The 16,248-nt window shown below is 62.9% G+C and carries 16 protein-coding genes; 6 read left to right on the top strand and 10 right to left on the bottom strand.

From position 1 onward, the window contains the following. Positions 1 to 18 precede the first annotated feature (18 nt). Complete coding sequence (prmC, locus tag IC234_RS13100; protein ID WP_190925306.1) at positions 19 to 873, bottom strand: peptide chain release factor N(5)-glutamine methyltransferase; 855 nt, start codon at positions 871 to 873, stop codon at positions 19 to 21. A 55-nt stretch (positions 874 to 928) separates the two neighbouring features. Between prmC and ribD the strand changes: the two genes are divergently transcribed. The 4 genes from ribD to IC234_RS13080 all read left to right on the top strand — a co-directional run bounded on the left by ribD (position 929) and on the right by IC234_RS13080 (position 4,761). Then, positions 929 to 1,963, top strand: coding sequence for a bifunctional diaminohydroxyphosphoribosylaminopyrimidine deaminase/5-amino-6-(5-phosphoribosylamino)uracil reductase RibD (ribD, locus tag IC234_RS13095; RefSeq protein WP_190925304.1), 1,035 nt, complete (start codon positions 929 to 931; stop codon positions 1,961 to 1,963). Between the two features lie 102 nt (positions 1,964 to 2,065). Next, positions 2,066 to 2,551 (top strand): GAF domain-containing protein, encoded by a 486-nt coding sequence (locus IC234_RS13090; protein WP_190925302.1) that lies wholly within the window; start codon positions 2,066 to 2,068, stop codon positions 2,549 to 2,551. A gap of 202 nt (positions 2,552 to 2,753) precedes the next feature. Beyond that, the gene (locus IC234_RS13085; protein ID WP_190925300.1) at positions 2,754 to 3,428 is read left to right on the top strand and encodes a hypothetical protein; all 675 of its coding nucleotides are present in this window, start codon (positions 2,754 to 2,756) and stop codon (positions 3,426 to 3,428) included. A gap of 157 nt (positions 3,429 to 3,585) precedes the next feature. Continuing rightward, positions 3,586 to 4,761: a glutathionylspermidine synthase family protein gene (locus IC234_RS13080; RefSeq protein ID WP_190925298.1), complete on the top strand. Its 1,176-nt coding sequence runs from the start codon at positions 3,586 to 3,588 to the stop codon at positions 4,759 to 4,761. A gap of 73 nt (positions 4,762 to 4,834) precedes the next feature. Here IC234_RS13080 and IC234_RS13075 read toward each other — a convergent pair whose 3' ends face one another. The 5 genes from IC234_RS13075 to IC234_RS13055 form a co-directional block, all read right to left on the bottom strand. Further along, the gene (locus tag IC234_RS13075; RefSeq protein ID WP_190925296.1) at positions 4,835 to 5,179 is read right to left on the bottom strand and encodes a hypothetical protein; all 345 of its coding nucleotides are present in this window, start codon (positions 5,177 to 5,179) and stop codon (positions 4,835 to 4,837) included. Between the two features lie 189 nt (positions 5,180 to 5,368). Next, positions 5,369 to 6,031: a phosphatidylserine decarboxylase family protein gene (locus IC234_RS13070; RefSeq protein ID WP_190925294.1), complete on the bottom strand. Its 663-nt coding sequence runs from the start codon at positions 6,029 to 6,031 to the stop codon at positions 5,369 to 5,371. Positions 6,032 to 6,211: 180 nt separating this feature from the next. Then, positions 6,212 to 7,498: a Glu/Leu/Phe/Val family dehydrogenase gene (locus IC234_RS13065; protein WP_190925292.1), complete on the bottom strand. Its 1,287-nt coding sequence runs from the start codon at positions 7,496 to 7,498 to the stop codon at positions 6,212 to 6,214. Positions 7,499 to 7,830: 332 nt separating this feature from the next. Further along, positions 7,831 to 8,718, bottom strand: a complete 888-nt coding sequence (locus tag IC234_RS13060; protein ID WP_223827698.1) for a phosphatidate cytidylyltransferase — start codon at positions 8,716 to 8,718, stop codon at positions 7,831 to 7,833. Positions 8,719 to 8,906: 188 nt separating this feature from the next. Further along, complete coding sequence (locus IC234_RS13055; protein ID WP_190925287.1) at positions 8,907 to 9,890, bottom strand: CPBP family intramembrane glutamic endopeptidase; 984 nt, start codon at positions 9,888 to 9,890, stop codon at positions 8,907 to 8,909. Positions 9,891 to 10,131: 241 nt separating this feature from the next. On the opposite strand from IC234_RS13055, the gene dusB reads away from it, so the two are divergent. Both dusB and IC234_RS13045 read left to right on the top strand, forming a co-directional pair. Continuing rightward, positions 10,132 to 11,124: a tRNA dihydrouridine synthase DusB gene (dusB, locus tag IC234_RS13050; RefSeq protein ID WP_190925285.1), complete on the top strand. Its 993-nt coding sequence runs from the start codon at positions 10,132 to 10,134 to the stop codon at positions 11,122 to 11,124. A gap of 136 nt (positions 11,125 to 11,260) precedes the next feature. Then, positions 11,261 to 12,466, top strand: a complete 1,206-nt coding sequence (locus IC234_RS13045; RefSeq protein ID WP_190925283.1) for an ATP-binding protein — start codon at positions 11,261 to 11,263, stop codon at positions 12,464 to 12,466. Positions 12,467 to 12,550: 84 nt separating this feature from the next. On the opposite strand, the gene IC234_RS13040 is transcribed toward IC234_RS13045, so the two are convergent. The 4 genes from IC234_RS13040 to IC234_RS13025 all read right to left on the bottom strand — a co-directional run bounded on the left by IC234_RS13040 (position 12,551) and on the right by IC234_RS13025 (position 16,157). After that, positions 12,551 to 13,615 carry a lipocalin family protein gene (locus IC234_RS13040; protein WP_190925280.1) on the bottom strand — a complete coding sequence of 355 codons (1,065 nt, stop codon included), beginning with the start codon at positions 13,613 to 13,615 and terminating at the stop codon, positions 12,551 to 12,553. Positions 13,616 to 13,691: 76 nt separating this feature from the next. Further along, positions 13,692 to 14,387, bottom strand: a complete 696-nt coding sequence (locus IC234_RS13035) for a carboxypeptidase-like regulatory domain-containing protein (RefSeq protein WP_190925278.1) — start codon at positions 14,385 to 14,387, stop codon at positions 13,692 to 13,694. 27 nt (positions 14,388 to 14,414) lie between these two features. After that, the gene (locus IC234_RS13030; protein WP_190925276.1) at positions 14,415 to 15,317 is read right to left on the bottom strand and encodes a carboxypeptidase-like regulatory domain-containing protein; all 903 of its coding nucleotides are present in this window, start codon (positions 15,315 to 15,317) and stop codon (positions 14,415 to 14,417) included. Between the two features lie 24 nt (positions 15,318 to 15,341). After that, entirely contained in the window at positions 15,342 to 16,157 is an 816-nt protein-coding gene (locus IC234_RS13025) for a carboxypeptidase-like regulatory domain-containing protein (RefSeq protein WP_190925274.1), read from the bottom strand. Positions 16,158 to 16,248 lie beyond the last annotated feature (91 nt).

Here is a 16,248-nt window from a genome sequence, read left to right as displayed (position 1 = left end):
GGATGACAGGGTTGGGACTTATTTCTCCCCTCTCACCACCCGCGCCTTCCCAAATATGTCCTCCTGCACGCGCACTTCGGCAAAGCCGCGCTGCGTGAGCAGGTCGGCGGTTTCCTGGCCTAAGGCCTCGTTGATTTCGAAGTAGATGGCCCCACCGGGGCGCAGCAGCTCGTGGCCGATTTCGGTGAGGCGGCGGTAGAACAGCAGTGGGTCGTCGTCGGGCACGAAGAGCGCCGTGGCCGGCTCCCAGGCCAGCACGTTGTCGCGCATCTGGGTGCGCTCACTTTCGCGCACGTAAGGCGGGTTGCTCACCAGCACGTCCAGCGAGCCGGGCGGCACGCCAGTGGGCAGGTCTTGCAGAATATCTACTTGCTGAAAGGCCACGGCGGGGGCCCACAGCGCGGCATTGCGCCGGGCCACGGCCAGGGCTTCGGGCGAAATGTCGACGGCCAGCACCTCGGCGACGGGCAAGACGCGGGCCAGCGCCAGGGCCAGGCAGCCCGAGCCGGTGCCTACGTCCAGCACGCGCCGCCCGGGCGTGGTGCCCTGCTCACGCTCAATTAGCCGAACCAACTCTTCGGTTTCGGGGCGCGGGATGAGGGTGGCGGGCGTCACTTCCAGCTCCATGCCGGCGAAGTAGGCCGTGCCCAGCACGTACTGCACCGGCTCGTGGGCCAGCAGGCGGGTTTGCAGGGCCGGCAGCTGCGCCAACACGCTGGGCTGCACCGGCTGCGAGGCGGCCATCATGAAGTGCAGGCCATCGAGGTGCAGCAGGTGCTGGAGCACCATGCGGGCAATGGCATCGGCTTCCGACTCGGGGTAGAGGGCCGTGAGCGCAGCGGTCAGGGAGGCGGTGGCGTCGCGTAAAGTCATCGGGGCAAAGGTAGCGGGCGGGCCCAGCCACGCCCCCGTTCCTACCTTCGCGGCCATGAAAATCGACGACGTTTCCTGCATGAGCCGCGCGCTTCAGCTGGCTCACCTCGGCACCGGCCACGCCCGGCCCAACCCCTTGGTGGGCTGCGTGGTGACGCACCAGGGCCGCATCATCGGCGAGGGTTGGCACAAGCAATACGGCGACCCGCACGCCGAAGTGAACGCCCTGGCCGCCGTGGCCGACCAGGAGCTGCTGAAGCAAGCCCGCGTGTACGTGACGCTGGAGCCCTGCGCCCACCACGGCAAGACGCCGCCCTGCGCCGACCTGCTCCTTGCCAAGGGTGTGCCCGAAGTGGTGGTATGCAACGAAGACCCTTTTCCGCTGGTGGACGGCCGCGGCCTGGAAAAGCTGCGCGCCGCCGGCGTGCGCGTCGAGACCGGCCTGCTGGCCCCGGAAGGCCGCTGGCTGAATCGCCGCTTCTTCACCTTTCACGAAAAGAAGCGGCCTTACCTGGTGCTGAAATGGGCCGAAACGGCCGACGGCTTTCTGGCCGGCAAGTACTTCCAGCCCATCCGCATCAGCTCGCCGCAGGCCAACTTGCTCACCCATCAGTGGCGGGCCGAGGAACAGGCCATCTTGGTGGGCACCCGCACGGCCCTGCACGACAACCCCCGCCTGAACGTGCGCGACTGGCCCGGCCCCCAGCCCACGCGCCTCGTCATCGACAAAAACCTAAGCCTGCCGCCCACGCACAACCTGCTCGACGGCTCCCAGCCCACACTCATCTACACCTACCGCCAGCCCTACCACAAGGCCAACCTCGACCTCGTGACCTTGTCGGAAGCCGACGACCTCATCCCGCAAATGCTGGCCGACCTGCACCAGCGGCAGGTGCAGTCGGTGCTGGTGGAGGGCGGCCCCACGGTGCTCAATGCCCTGCTGCAGGCCGGTTTGTGGGACGAAATCCGCGTGTTTCGCGCGCCCACCAAGCTGGGCCAGGGCATTGCGGCGCCGCGCATCGGGTTCAGCGGCCTGCGCAGCCGCACAAACGTTGGCCCCGATGAGCTGTTCTGGTACGTAAACGAGTAGCCGCCCACGTTCATCGCCGTAATGCCTGTAATGGCTGGCGCCTCTTCCCGATTAATCATTTGCCTTCCAACATTCCGCGAGTCCTGACTTCGCACATTTTCCATGGCCGAAACCCTCTCCCTCGACGCCACGCTCACCAAAGCCGAGCAATACCGGCAGCTGCTGCCCCAAATTGAAGCCCTCACCACCGGCGAGCCCGACCTCACCGCCAACCTCGCCAACACGGCCGCAGCGCTGCGGCAGGCATTTGGGTTTTTCTGGGTGGGGTTCTACCTCGTGAAAGGCGATGAGCTCGTGCTGGGGCCCTTCCAGGGACCTATTGCTTGCACCCGCATCCGGCATGGCAAGGGCGTGTGCGGCGCCAGCTGGGCCCGGGCCGAAACCCTGCTGGTGCCCGACGTGGAAGCCTTTCCCGGCCACATTGCCTGCAGCTCGGAGTCGAAGTCGGAAATCGTAGTGCCCATTTTCAAGAACGAACAAGTAATGGCCGTGCTGGATGTGGACAGTGACCAGCTCAACGATTTCGACCACGACGACCAAGCTGCCCTGGAGCAGCTCATGCAGCTGGCGGGCCAGTGGTTTGTCTGAACCACGGATTCATCCGGATTTTTTGGATTCCACGGATTTTGTGGAAGACTGTCCGACCAACCCGCCCCCTTACATTCGGCACAAAGCCGACCGCCAGCCGATTGAAGCTTTCGACCTATTCAATTTCGCTCCCGTCTAATCTCAATACTATCCACAAAATCCGTTCAATCCGAAAAATCCGGATGAATCCGTGGTTCAGACTATGAAAAAGCACTTCCACCTCCTCGGCGACTGGCGCCGCAACGTGCTGCTGATTGCCGCGGCCAGCAGCCTGGGCCTCGCCCTGCCCGCCTGCTCCAACGACAACCGCCGCGACGACAACGGCGCCGAAGGCAGCTGGGGCGGCGAAAGCTACAGCCAGGGCGTCATCACGGAAATGACCGAAGTGCAGCCCGGCCAGTGGAAAATCACGGCCGAGCGCCCGGCCGGCAAGGAAGAAGTGGCGGCTGTGCTGCACCATTTCGATGGCAAAACCGACACCCTGCAAGGCCAGGCCCTGCAGCGCCAGATGCAGGACTACAGCCGCCAGTACCCCGAAAACCGCGCCAACGGCACCGGCCTGATGGACGTGCTGATGTGGAGCGGCATCGGCTACATGGCCGGCCGCTTCCTCACCCCCAACCCCGGCTACTACGCCAACCCCGGCCTCATTCAGCGCAACCAGGGCTGGCGCGCCAACGTGGCCCGCGAGCGCCAGGACCAGGGCCGCGGCTTCTTTGGCCGGGGCTTTGTGGGCCAGCGCACGCCCACGGCCGGCATTCAGGAAAGCCGCTCCACGATGCGCAGCTCGCCGCGGCCCAGCTTCCGCAGCAGCGCGCCGTCGGGCCGCAGCAGTGGCTTCGGCAGCCGCGGTGGCTTCCGGGGCTTCGGGGGGTAGTGGTGGCTCAATGAAGTTGCGACCTATTCAATCGGTAAAGACTGTCATGCAGAGCGCAGCGAAGCATCTTGCCCGCCACCACTAATCATTTGATTGCATTGCGCTGTCAAGATGCTTCGCTGCGCTCTGCATGACATTCTAGTTTATCACCCCGCAGATGATTAACCTCCTTCCGCTCTCCGGCGAAGTAGCCCCGGCCGTGCAGGCCCTGGGCTGGGAATGGGCCATTGAAGACGCCTGCGAGAACTACGTGGCCCGCGAAGCCGTGCAGCTCTCAGAAACTGACGCTGAAACGCTGCTCCAGGCCGCCGATACGCTCTACGACATGTTGATAGAAGCCATTCCGGACCCCATTCCGGACGCTCTGCTGCAAAAGCTGGCCATTCCGGCCAACCTGTGGGAAGCCGTGCGCCACTCTTGGAACGACGAGCGGCACTGGCACCTCTACGGCCGCTTCGATATGGCGCTGACGGCCGACGGCCCCAAGCTCCTCGAGTTTAACGCCGACACCGCCACCGGCCTGCCCGAAACCAGCGTGGTGCAGTGGGCCAGCCTGGTAGCCGCCGGCCAGTCCGAAGACGAGCGCCAGGCCAACGGCTTGTTTGAATGCCTCGAAGACCAGTTTCGCCACTGGCGCGCCCTGAACAACGACAAGCAAGCCACCCTCCTACTCGTGCACCTGCCCGAAAGCGCCGAGGACGAAGCCAACTGCGCCGTGCTGGCCGAAGCCGCCCGCACGGCGGGCTTTGCCGATGTATTCGTCTGCTCCGTTGATGCCATGACCGTATCGGTGCAGGGCGAAGACCGGGGCGTGTGGGCCGAGTCGGTGCCCGGGCAGTGGCAAAAGTTCGACTTCCTGTTCAAGCTGGTGCCCTGGGAAATTCTGGCCGAAGAAGAGCCCGAACTCACCGCCGACCTGGTGCAGCTCCAGCTCACCCGCGACGTGGTGACGGCCAACCCGGCCTACGCCCTGCTCTTCCAAAGCAAGGCCCTGCTGGCCCACCTCTGGGATACGTTTCCGCACCACCCGCTGCTGCTCGATGCCAGCCTGCGCCCATTGCCCGGCCACCACGTGCGCAAGCCCGTGCTGGGGCGCGAAGGTCAAAACGTGGCCGAAATTCAGCCCGACGGCCGCGCCGGAGCCGAAGTACCCGGCGAGTTTGACCAGCAGCCCCAGCTTTACCAGCGCTGGGCCGAACTGCCCACCGACGCGCAAGGCCGCCGCTACCAGGCCGGCGTGTTCTGGGCCGGCGAGGCCTGCGCCATTGGCTTTCGCCGCGAGGCGGGGCTCATCACCAACCTTTCGGAGTTTGTGCCGCACGTGCTGATTTGAAATTCGGCGGGGCGAGGCTGCGATGAGCAAGTTCTCCTTACCGCGCTCGGAATGGGTGGCACGGCCCGGCCGACTATTGAATTCGGCGCCGCATCACGTAATACGCCCCGGTATTTGCCGGGTCGATGAAGGTGCTGGCCAGTTCCCAGCCTTGTGCATTCAGCCAGTTTAGCGCGTCCATGGCCGAATTGAACTCAACCGCCTTGCCCGATGCATCGCGAAAAAGATTGGCCGAGACCAGCTTCTGCTGCTGGCCATAATCAATCGACACCACGTAGCGTCCGTTCAGCTTGGCTTGGGCCACCACTTGGCAATACTCTTCGGTGCGTTTCACCGCCGCAGTCGATGCGGGGGTTTGGGCCGTTGCGGCGCTAAGGGTTCCCGTCGTCAGGAACAGGCAAAGAAGAGGCAGCTTCATAAAACTGAACTGAAAAAGTGTGAAAGGACGCGAATGTAGGCCCAAACGCACCGCATAGCCGGCAGTCGGTGCAGCCACGGCGTTGGCAGTGCGGGGCCGCCACAACGAACAAGGCCACTCATTGAGTGGCCTTGTTCGTTGTGGCAAATCGTGTTTCTGGTCGTTGCCGTTGCGGTTTGCTCCCGCTTATCACACTTTCAACTGGCAAATGACGGTTTCGCCGCCTTTCACTTTCTGGCCCAGCTCCACTTTCACCTCCGTATCGAGCGGCACGAAAACGTCGACGCGGGAGCCGAATTTAATGAATCCAAACTCCTCGCCCTGGCTCACTTCGTCGCCCTCGTTCACGTACCATACAATGCGGCGGGCCATGGCGCCGGCAATCTGCCGGAAGAGCACCAGCGGGCCGGCGTCGCTTTCCACCACCACGGTGGTGCGCTCGTTTTGGGTGCTGCTTTTGGGGTGCCAGGCCACCAAGTAGTTGCCGGGGTGGTACTTGAAATACTTCACGAGCCCCGATATGGGGTTGCGCGTCACGTGCACGTTGATGGGCGACATGAAAATGCTGATTTGCTTGCGCTCGTCTTCGAAGTATTCGGGCTCAAACACGTTCTCAATCACCACCACCTTGCCGTCGGCGGGGGCCAGCAGCAGGTCTTCGTGGGTGAACATGTGCCGGAACGGGCTGCGGAAAAACTGCAGAATCAGCAAAAAGATAATCACCGTGGCGCCCGCAAACAGCCGGTTGACCAACGCGTTGCCCCGGTTGAAATAAAACATCAACAGGTTTAGCGCCAGCAAAATCAGCAGCGTAACGAACAGGATGCGTCTTCCTTCTTTATGTATTTTCATCTGAATTGCGAAACTGGCCGCCGGGGCGAAGTTAAAGCCCACTGTCCAAACAACGGCCCACCTTGCCGCAACGGGCAAAGTGGGCCGGATGTTCGGTTTGGCGCGCAAAGCGTCGGCGTTGCGCAGCCCTCAAAGCCATTAACGCTGAAAACAGCGCCGTTGGATTGACTTGATTAGTGCTTAGAAGCCGCCGCGGAACTTGTACGTCTGGGCCACTTTGTCGATGGCCACCACGTAGGCCGCGATGCGCATCGGAATCTTGTATTTCTGGCTGGTCTGGTACACTTTCTCGAAGGCGTCGGACATGATGCGGTCGGCGCGCTCGGTCACCATGTCGAGGCTCCACTTGAAACCCTGCTTGTTCTGCACCCACTCGAAGTACGACACCGTGACGCCGCCCGAGTTGGCCAGAATGTCCGGCACCACCATGATGCCCTTCTCGTTGATGATGGGGTCGGCCGAGGCCGAGGTGGGGCCGTTGGCGCCTTCCACGATGAGCTTGGCCTTGATGTTGTGGGCGTTGTGCTCGGTGATGACGTCTTCCACGGCGGCGGGCACCAGCACGTCCACGTCGGAGGTCAGCAGGTCGTTCGGGTCCATCGGCGTGGCGCCGGCAAAGCCTTCGAGGCGGCCGTTGTGGGCGTTTTTGTAGGCGATGGCGTCGTCGATGTTGATGCCGTTCTCGTTCCAGTAAGCACCCGAGATGTCCGACACGGCCTTAATCTTCACGCCCTGGGCGTGCAGCAGCACGGCGGCCCACGAGCCCACGTTGCCGAAGCCCTGCACGGCGGCCGACACTTCGGTCGGCTTCAGGCCCAGCTTTTTGAGGGCGGCCAGGGCCGACACCATCACGCCGCGGCCGGTGGCCTCGGTGCGGCCCAGCGAGCCGCCCATCACCAGGGGCTTGCCCGTGACCACGGCCGGCGAAGTCATGCCGTTGGTTTTCGAGAATTCGTCCATCAGCCAGGCCATTTCGCGGGGGCCGGTTCCCATGTCGGGGGCCGGAATGTCACGGTCGGGGCCGAAAATGTCTTTCAGGGCCAGCGTATAGCCGCGCGTCATGCGCTCAATTTCGCCGGGGCTCATGGTGGTAGGGTCGCAGATGATGCCGCCCTTGGCGCCGCCATAAGGGATGTCGACCACGGCGCACTTCCAGGTCATCCAGGCCGCGAGGGCCTTCACCTCGTCGAGGTGCACGTTTTTGTCGTAGCGGATGCCGCCCTTGCTGGGGCCGAGGATGGTGTTGTGAATCACGCGGTAGCCTTCAAACACGTGAATCTGGCCGTCGTCCATCGTCACGGGGATGTTGACGATGACCTGTTTGTCGGGGGCCTTCAGAACGTTGTAGGTTGCCTCATCGAGGCCGAGGATTTCGGCGGCGATGTTGAAGCGCGACATCATCGATTCGAGCGGATTTTCGCGGTCTACTAGCGGAGCGGGCTCTTTATACACGGTGTGGGCTGCCATTCGTGGTGGGGTTGGTTTTAAGAAGCGTTGGGTGGGATGATGGATACGATTGAGGGCCGCAAAGGTATTGCTTTTGGCAAGACCGGAGATGAATTGACCGCAAACGTTTGGGGGAAATCGCAACCGCCTGTCATTGCGAGGCGTAGCCGTGGCAATCCTTCCGCTCAATGCTAAGCGCTTTTCTTTGCGATGAGTTGCGGTTAGTGAAAAGCCCCGACACTGCGCAGTGTCGGGGCTTTTCGATGGGCTTGCTCACATGATTGGGTTGGTCGCTGAGAACAGGACGGATTGCTGCATTCCGCTGTGCTCCATTCGCAGTGACCGAGGGGCTCCTACCCCGCCAGCAGCTGCAGCAGCGCCAGCACCGGCAGCACCAGCAGAAACGCGTCGAACCTATCGAGCAGGCCGCCGTGGCCGGGCATGATGCTGCCCGAGTCCTTCACCCCCACGCTGCGCTTGAGCATGGACTCGGCCAAATCGCCCAGCGGTGCGAACACGGCCACCACGCCGGCCGCCACCAGGCGGTGCGCCAGCGGCAGGTCGGGCAGCATGAAGCCGATGGCCCAGCCCACTATCAACGTCATCACGAAGCCGCCGGCCCAGCCTTCCCAGGTTTTGCCGGGCGAGATTTTGGGGGCCATTTTGTGCTTGCCGAAGGTTTTGCCGGCCGCGTAGGCGCCGATGTCGGACGCCCAGATGAGGAAGAGCAGGGCGAAGATGCGGCGGTAATCGTAGCCGTGATTTCCGTAGGCAATTACAATGAGCAGGCACATTGGTATACTCACATAAAAAAGCCCACCAAGCGCTGCACCAACGTTGGCAAATGGTTGCTTTTGGTCAGGCCAACTGCCTAATTCCTTCAACAGCGAAATCACACTTGTAAAAAGCGCAACCACCATTGTAACAGCAGCCATAAAACCCAGCCTTTCAACACTGCGATATGCAGTTATCATATCGTGTATCGGTTGGCCAGCTATGTAAAGAGGTGATTCAACTGGATACATCCATTGGAATGAAAAGGCTGTCACTCCAAATATTATCAAACTAGCTCCAACCCCAATCCATGTAGCCGGCGCGTAGCCGCCTGCCCGCATCATGCGGTAAAATTCCCACAGCATCACGGCCTGCACGAAGGCGAAAAACAACCCAAACGTCCAGGGGCTGAACCAGACGCTGCCCAGCAGCGCCGCCGCGCCAATGACGCCCCAGATGACGCGCAAACGAAGGTTGCTGGGGCCGCCTTTGGCGGCGGGAGTATCGGTGGCGGCGTCGGTAATCGGAGGCGTAGAGTCGGACAAGTGGGAAAGGAATGTAGAGACGCGACACTTCGCGTCTCGGCGTTGGGAAAGTACGCCGGTGCAATACCGGTCGTTCAGACGAGAGACGCGAGGTGTCGCGTCGCTACAGATTATTGGTTGTCGTTGCGATGCACGGCCACGCCCTCGCTGCTGAGGGTGAGCATGGTGGTGGGCGCGGCGGGCGCGGTCATGCGCTGGTGCAGGAAATAGAGCAGCCCGGCCGAGAGCAGCGCCGACGGCACTACCAGCGTCCAGGGCAGGGGCTCGGTGGCGTCGGGGTCGAAGCCCCAGCCGAAGCGGCCCTGCTGCGTGAAGTAGAGGATGAGGAGCTGAAAGGCATTCTGGGTGAAGTGGGCGGCCATGCTCACCAGAATGTTGCCGCTCCAGAGGTAGAGGTAGCCCAGCACCAGCCCCAGCACAAAGCGCGGCACGAACCCGAAGAACTGCAGGTGAATGGCCGAAAAAATGGCCGCCGCCAGCCACACGCCCACGTGCGGCGAAAACCAGCGCACCAGGTTTTTCTGCACCACGCCGCGAAACACCAGCTCTTCGGCCACAGCCGGCACCAGCGCCACCACCACAATGGCCACCAGCAAGCGACTGGTGGACGTGAGCCGCGTGAGAAACTTGGTGAGGCCGGCGGCCCGGTCTTCGCTGGCGCGGGCCCACACTTCAAAATCGTGCAGCGCGGCCGGGAAATGCGCATCCGCGTTCCAGGCAATGATGACGGACATCAGCGGCAAAATGACCACAATAAGCGCCGCCGCGGCCAGCAGCCACCAGCCCGCACCCAGCCGGCGCGGGTTGAAGTATTCGGCCCAACGGTAGCCCAGGGCCGAGGCCAGCGCCAGCGCGGCGCCGCCAAACACCAGCCCCAGCGTGACGCCCTGCACCATCATCATGATGCCCCAGCCGTTGGGGGAAGTCGTGGGCCGCTGCATCGCCTCTATCAGTTGCCCCGTCGACAAGCCGAACCCGCCCATGCCCCAGGCAAATATCACGGCGTAGGCCACGCAAAAGCATAACGCCATAAAACCCAGCAGCAGGAGTATCTGCAAGCCGGGGTGCAGGGTACGGGGCAGGAAACCTTTCATGGCGGGGCGCTAGTTGGGAAGGGCGTAAATTTACCGCAGATTTTAACTTAGGCTTAGTCATTCAAACAAAGAGCGTGCTGTAGCACATAGCGGGCGCCTCCCCCCGGCCCCTCTCCAAAGGGAGCGGGGAGCCTGACGATTTCCATTTGAAGCAAGTCCGGTGCCCCCTCTCCTTTCGGAGAGGGGGTCAGGGGGTGAGGCGCCCCGCCAGAACATCACGCTTTAACATACAGATATCCCCGTGGTCAACATCGGTCCCAACATCTCCCTTCCCGACTTCCCGCTCCTGCTCGCGCCCATGGAGGACGTGAGCGACCCGCCCTTCCGCGCCGTGTGCAAGGCCAACGGGGCCGACCTGATGTACACCGAGTTTATTTCCTCGGAAGGCCTGATTCGGGCCGCCGCCAAGAGCCGCAAGAAGCTCGACGTGTTCGACTACGAGCGGCCCATCGGCATCCAGCTGTTCGGGTCCGACGTGGAGACGATGGGCGAGTGCGCGGCCATCAGCACCGAGGCCGGGCCCGACCTCATCGACATCAACTACGGCTGCCCGGTGAAGCAGGTGGCCTGCCGCGGCGCCGGCGCCGCCCTGCTCCAGGACATTCCCAAAATGGTGGCCATGACGGCCTCGGTGGTGAAGCACACCCACCTGCCCGTGACCGTGAAAACCCGCCTGGGCTGGGACGAAGGCACCAAAAACGTGGAGGAAGTGGCCGAGCGCCTACAAGACGTGGGCATTCAGGCCCTCACGGTGCACGGCCGCACCCGCGCCCAGCTCTACAAGGGCGAGGCCGACTGGCGCCTCATCGCCAGCATCAAAAACAACCCGCGCATCAAGATTCCGATTTTTGGCAACGGCGACATCACCTCGCCCGAGAAGGCCCTCGAATACAAAAACCGCTACGGCGTGGACGGCGTGATGATTGGCCGGGCCAGCATCGGCTACCCCTGGATTTTCCGCGAGGTGAAGCACTACGTGGCCACCGGCGAGCTGCTGGCCCCGCCCACGCTGGAAGAGCGGGTGGCCATGTGCCAGATGCACTTCGACCGCAGCGTGGAGTGGAAGGGCCCGAAAGTGGGCGTGTTTGAGATGCGCCGGCACTACGCCCAGTACTTCCGTGGCCTGGAAGGCGCCAAAGCCTGGCGCACCCGCCTGGTAGACGCCGAAACGCCCGCCGCCGTGCTGGAGATTCTGCAGGAAATTGCCAGCAGCGACGCCGTGCTGGTGGGGTAGTTTTCGGGGCTAAACAGAACGTCATGCTGAGCGCAGTCGAAGCATCTCGCGTGCCGAAGTAATTCTTACGATTGAGTTACTACCACACGCGAGATGCTTCGGCTTCGCTCAGCATGACGTTCTTTCTAACAATTACATGATTCCGATTTACGAAAAGAAAACCCGCATCAAAATCCTGGTGGCGGTGCTGGCCCTGCTCATTGGGGCAGCCACCGTGGTGTATACCAACCTCCTGGTGCAGCGCGTATCGGAGCGGGAGCAGCAGCAGATTCAGCTCTACGCCAAGGCGCAGGAATTCATCGTCAATTCGGAGTCGGAAACGAACCCCTTTGTTTTCGACGAAATCATCAACGGCAACACCACCATTCCGGTCATTCTCAGCAGCGACGGCAAGGACATTATCGCGGCCAAAAACATCGACATGCCGCGCCGCCTGCCGCTGGCCGACTCGATGGCCCACCTGCAAACCGAGCTGGCGCTGATGAAAACCAAGCACCCGCCCATTGTGGTGAAATTCGGCGGCGGGCAGGTGAACTACATTTTCTACCGCGACTCGCAGCTACTGCGGCAGCTGCGCACCTACCCGCTGGTGCAGCTGGTGGTGATTGGTTGCCTGGCCGTCATCGCCTACTTCGCGTTCAGCTCGTCGCGGCGGGCCGAGCAAAACCGCGTGTGGGTGGGCCTGGCCAAGGAAACGGCCCACCAGCTGGGCACGCCGCTCAGCAGCCTAGTGGGCTGGCAGAACTACCTCCGCGACTCCGACCGCTTCAAGGACGAGCCCATTGTGGAGGAGCTGGGCAAGGACATCCGGCGCCTGGAAATCATCACCGAGCGGTTCAGCAACATCGGCTCGGTGCCGGTGCTCAAGGACGAAAACCTGCTTCAGACCACCCGCAACGCCATTGAGTACCTGCAGAGCCGCGTTTCCAAAAAGGTCGTCTTCAAAATCGAAACCGACCTGCCGACGGACACGCCCGCCCGCATCAACGTGCCGCTGTTCGACTGGGTCATCGAAAACATCTGCAAAAACGCGGTGGACGCCATGGACGGGCGCGGCTCCATCACGCTGCACCTGCGGCGGGTGCGCACGCGCCGCACCTGGTACCGCCGCGGCACGCCCGCCCGGCAGGTGGCCGTCGACATCACCGACACGGGCAAGGGCATTCCCAAAAACAAGATGGAAAGCGTGTTCATGCCCGGCTACACCACTAAAAAGCGGGGCTGGGGCCTGGGCCTAGCCCTGGCCAAGCGCATCATCGAGAACTACCACGAAGGCCGGCTCTTCGTGAAATGGAGCGAGCAGGGCCGCGGCACCACCTTCCGCGTGGTGCTGAATCAGTAAAACATGAGACGTGAGACGTGAGACTTATGGTTGGCAAGACGTTTTCCATGGGTCTCATGTCTCACTGTCTCATGTCTCAGGTCTCTACCGATTCGTAATCTCTACATACGCCTTGCCGGTCACGGGCTGGCCGTTGCGGGTGCCGGTCACGCGGCACATGCCCTCCCAGTAGTACATGGTGAAGGCGTGGAAAAAGCGCAAAGCCAGCTCCTGCTGGGGCACCAGCGGCTCCACGGTGAGGTCGTAGCCCTGGCCGGGCACCTGCACACGCCAAGTGGCGGGGTACTTCTTTTTGGATTTGGGGCTGGTCCAGTACGTGAGGGGCGTGAGCTGGAAATCGGGGCCGGAGAGGTGCAGGTCGGCGCCGCCGGTGGCGCGGCTGAAGGTGCCGTTGTTCAGGGTGAGGCCGGTGGCGGAGTTGCGCAGGGTGTTGAGCATGAACTCCTCGCGCGGCTCGTCGAGCTGGATGCTGAGCCAGTCCCAGCCCACGTTCTTGTCCACGATGCTGGTGCAGTTCCACTGCCGGTCGTACCACAGCTCGCCGGTCACGGCGTGGGGCTGGCCGCCCACGGTGAGGGTGCCCGTGGTGGCCAGGCGCGGGTAGGAATAGTAGCCGGCCACGATGCCGTTGCCGTAGTTTTCGTAGCCGGTGCCGCTGTGCAGCACCACGGGCCGGGTGGGCCGGGTGGTGAGGTCGAGGGAGTAGCCGGCGTTCTGCTTGCCGGTGAAGGCGGCCTGCAGGTGGTAGGTCCCCTCCTGCCCGTCGAGCTTCCACACCTGGCCGCGTTGCTGGTCGCGCAGCCGCAACGGCAAAGAGTCGGTGAGCAGGCGCGGCAGCCGGCCCAGCTTGTAGTCGTAGTTGAACTTCTGCCCCTGTGGGTCGGTGAGGGCCATGTTCACCATCTGCCAGTCCTGTTTGCCGTCTTTCAGGTTGAAGTGGAAGAAAACGTACTCCACGCCGTATTGGTGGCCGGTGGCCTGGTCGGTGAGGTGGCCGGTGAGGTACCACCACTCCAGCGAATTTTTGGAGTGCACGGCTTCTTCGCGGGGCAATTCGGCGCGGGTAGCGGTGGGGTTGAAGCGGGTGGTGGGCCGGGGGGCAGCGCACGCCGTGGCCAGCAGCAGTAGGGTAAAACGCAGGAATCTCATACCCTCAGAAAAGGCATTTCCGGGGCGAAAGGTTTGCGCTTTGCTTCCTCTCGCAGCATTTAAAGCGGCTAACTGCTCACCTACGTGGGGGCTTCACCGGCAACACTGGCCTTATCATCTTGCCCATTATATGCCCACGTCCCTCTCTTGCCTGCATCTTGACCATTAATTCAAGAGGCGAGGAAACCGGCCGCAAATCGACTTGCACTTCCTGAGTGTTAAAATCGAACGGACGGCCTTCTATACGTAGCATGAGCGAATCGGCTTGCACCGGCTTCCAACTCGCATCCAACACCAGCTCAAAGCGCCCACTTGCGTCGGTAGTGGCGCCATAGCGCGTTTGATTGATAAAAATATACATCCCCGGCAAAGGCATACCGGTATCGCCATCGAGCACCTGCCCGCGAATAACAATTTGCCTGTGGGTGGTAGCGTTGGCCCCAATTGCCGACGTGCCCGCCACCGGCAACACCTGCGGCGGCTCCGTCGCACTGGCTGCAAACGGGTGCCAGCCGAGCAGGGCCAGCCCCGTGACCACCCAACGCCGCCAGCGACCTGCTGGCACCGATACCAGTTGCGTCACGTGTGCTCGTACGCACATGTGCTGTCCATTCCGCGCCGCCAGAAGGGCCAGAATCTCGGCCTCGCTCATGCGCGTAAAATCCACCACTTCCGTAGCACAGGTGGCGCAGTGGCGGCCTTGGGCGGTTGGCGTCATGGCGCCCCAGCTTTCGGAGCAGGGCCGCGGAATGGAAACGAGTGAATGAGCCATGCGTCTAAAATACCCTATTCATTTCTTCTACCGCCGGAACGGCCGCGTCACCCAGTACTTGCCCCAGCCCCACAGCGCCCGCGGGTGCCAAGGCGCGGGCGGCAATGCAGAAACCATGAGGCCGCCCGCCACCACTACCTCGCCTAAAGTCTTCACATCTGGCTGCAGCCGGAAGGCTAGGGGCGTGCCGGCTTGGACTGCTACTGCCCGAAACTGCGAGACATAGCCAATGGAGGCCACTTTCACTTCCAGTCCCTTTTTATTTACCAACTCCAGCGGCACCGCCAAGCTGAATAAGCCGTCCTTGTCGGTGCTGGTGCCCACGGTGGTGCCTTCAAACAGCACTGTTACGCCGGGTATCGGTTCGCCGCTGGCAGAGTCGGTCACTACGCCGCGCAGCACGGGCGCGGTGAGGGGCCGCGGCGGCAGCTGGTCTGGGAAGGAGGACATCAACATGGGAGCCCCCGTTGTAGCACTCTGATTCCCGGCTGGGCTCGGGGGCTGCACGTCGGCAGCTTTTGCGGCAGGCGCTGGAGTTTCGCTAGTTGCTGGTACTGGCGCGGCTGGCACCGGGCCACCCCAGTAGCGGGCCCGCCATTCCTGCGGCGTCTGCGCCTGCGCACTCGTGCCCACCGCTTCGCGCACGCCCCACACGGCCACGGCCGCCGCCAGCCAGGCCCGCCACCGGGCCATTGGGGCAGCCGGAACGGCGCGCTGCAACGGCCGCTCCAGCTGCCCCGCCGCGAAGCGCCCGCAGGTGGGGCCGCCCGCGGCCGTGGCCAGATAGGCCAGTATCTCGGCATCGGTTTTCAGGGTGAAGTCGACCACGGTTTTCTGGCAGGCGGCGCAGTGGCGGCCCTGGGTAGCGGGCGTCATGGCGTCCCAGCTTTCGTGGCAGGGCTGCGGAATCTGGATGCTAAGCGAGTGCATAATACAGAGTGGGCTAGAAGCTGATTAATTGGTAGAAGGGCGGCGAAACGGTTTCGTCAGCCATTTGAGTAAGCTGCGCACCCGCTGCCCAGGCGTTCTGGCTAATGGTAGGAGCTCGGTTGCGGAGACTGCGCTGATACTTCCCATCCATATGGTCCGTTGTTGGACGACAGGCATGGCGGCCGCAACCTCGACGCCAGTTGCCGCCGCGTCGGCACGTAGCCCGATGGGCACGTAGCTTCTCGCCTGCACCGTTGCGGGCACCGCTGCCGTCTGCGACTGGTAGCCGAACAGGTGTACTACGAGCGAATGCCTGGCGCGGCGCCCGGCCGGAACCCGCAAGCTGAAGCGGCCCGCCGAGTCGGCGGTGGTGCGCCGGTTTTCACCCTGCAGAAAAACCGCCGCGCCCGGCAAGGGCGCTCCCGTAGTCACGTTCAGCACCACGCCCTGGATGAGCAATGCGGGCGCCGCGGCACCAGCCTTTTTCCGCGAATGAGGCGCGTGCCCGGCCGCTGGCGTCTGGGCCAGCGCCCCTCCTGTCAGGCCTTCGCGCAGCCCCCAAGCGACCAATGCGGTAGCCGCCCACGTGCGCCAGCGGGCAGGCACCGCGCTTGGACCAAGCGGCGCCAATGGCCGGGTTAGCTGGTTGTCCCACACCCGACCGCAAACTCCGCTAGCCGCCGTGGCCAAATGCGCCAGAATTTCGGCATCGGTTTTCAGGGTGAAGTCGACCACGGTTTTCTGGCAGGCGGCGCAGTGGCGGCCCTGGGCGGCGGGCGTCATGGCGTCCCAGCTTTCGTGGCAGGGCTGCGGAATGGTGAGGGAAACGGTGGGGCGCATAAGCTGAGGAAGAAGGCGAAAGAGCTTGCCCGATTGATGCCCGCGCGGCCCCGATTGCACACGCCCCCGCCATTATGCTTTATCTTTTGCC

This window comes from Hymenobacter armeniacus (genome assembly GCF_014699055.1).
GTDB classification, from domain to species: Bacteria; Bacteroidota; Bacteroidia; order Cytophagales; family Hymenobacteraceae; genus Hymenobacter; species Hymenobacter armeniacus.
Note: the sequence above shows the minus strand (reverse complement) of the source record. Positions and strands in the feature narration are given on the sequence as shown.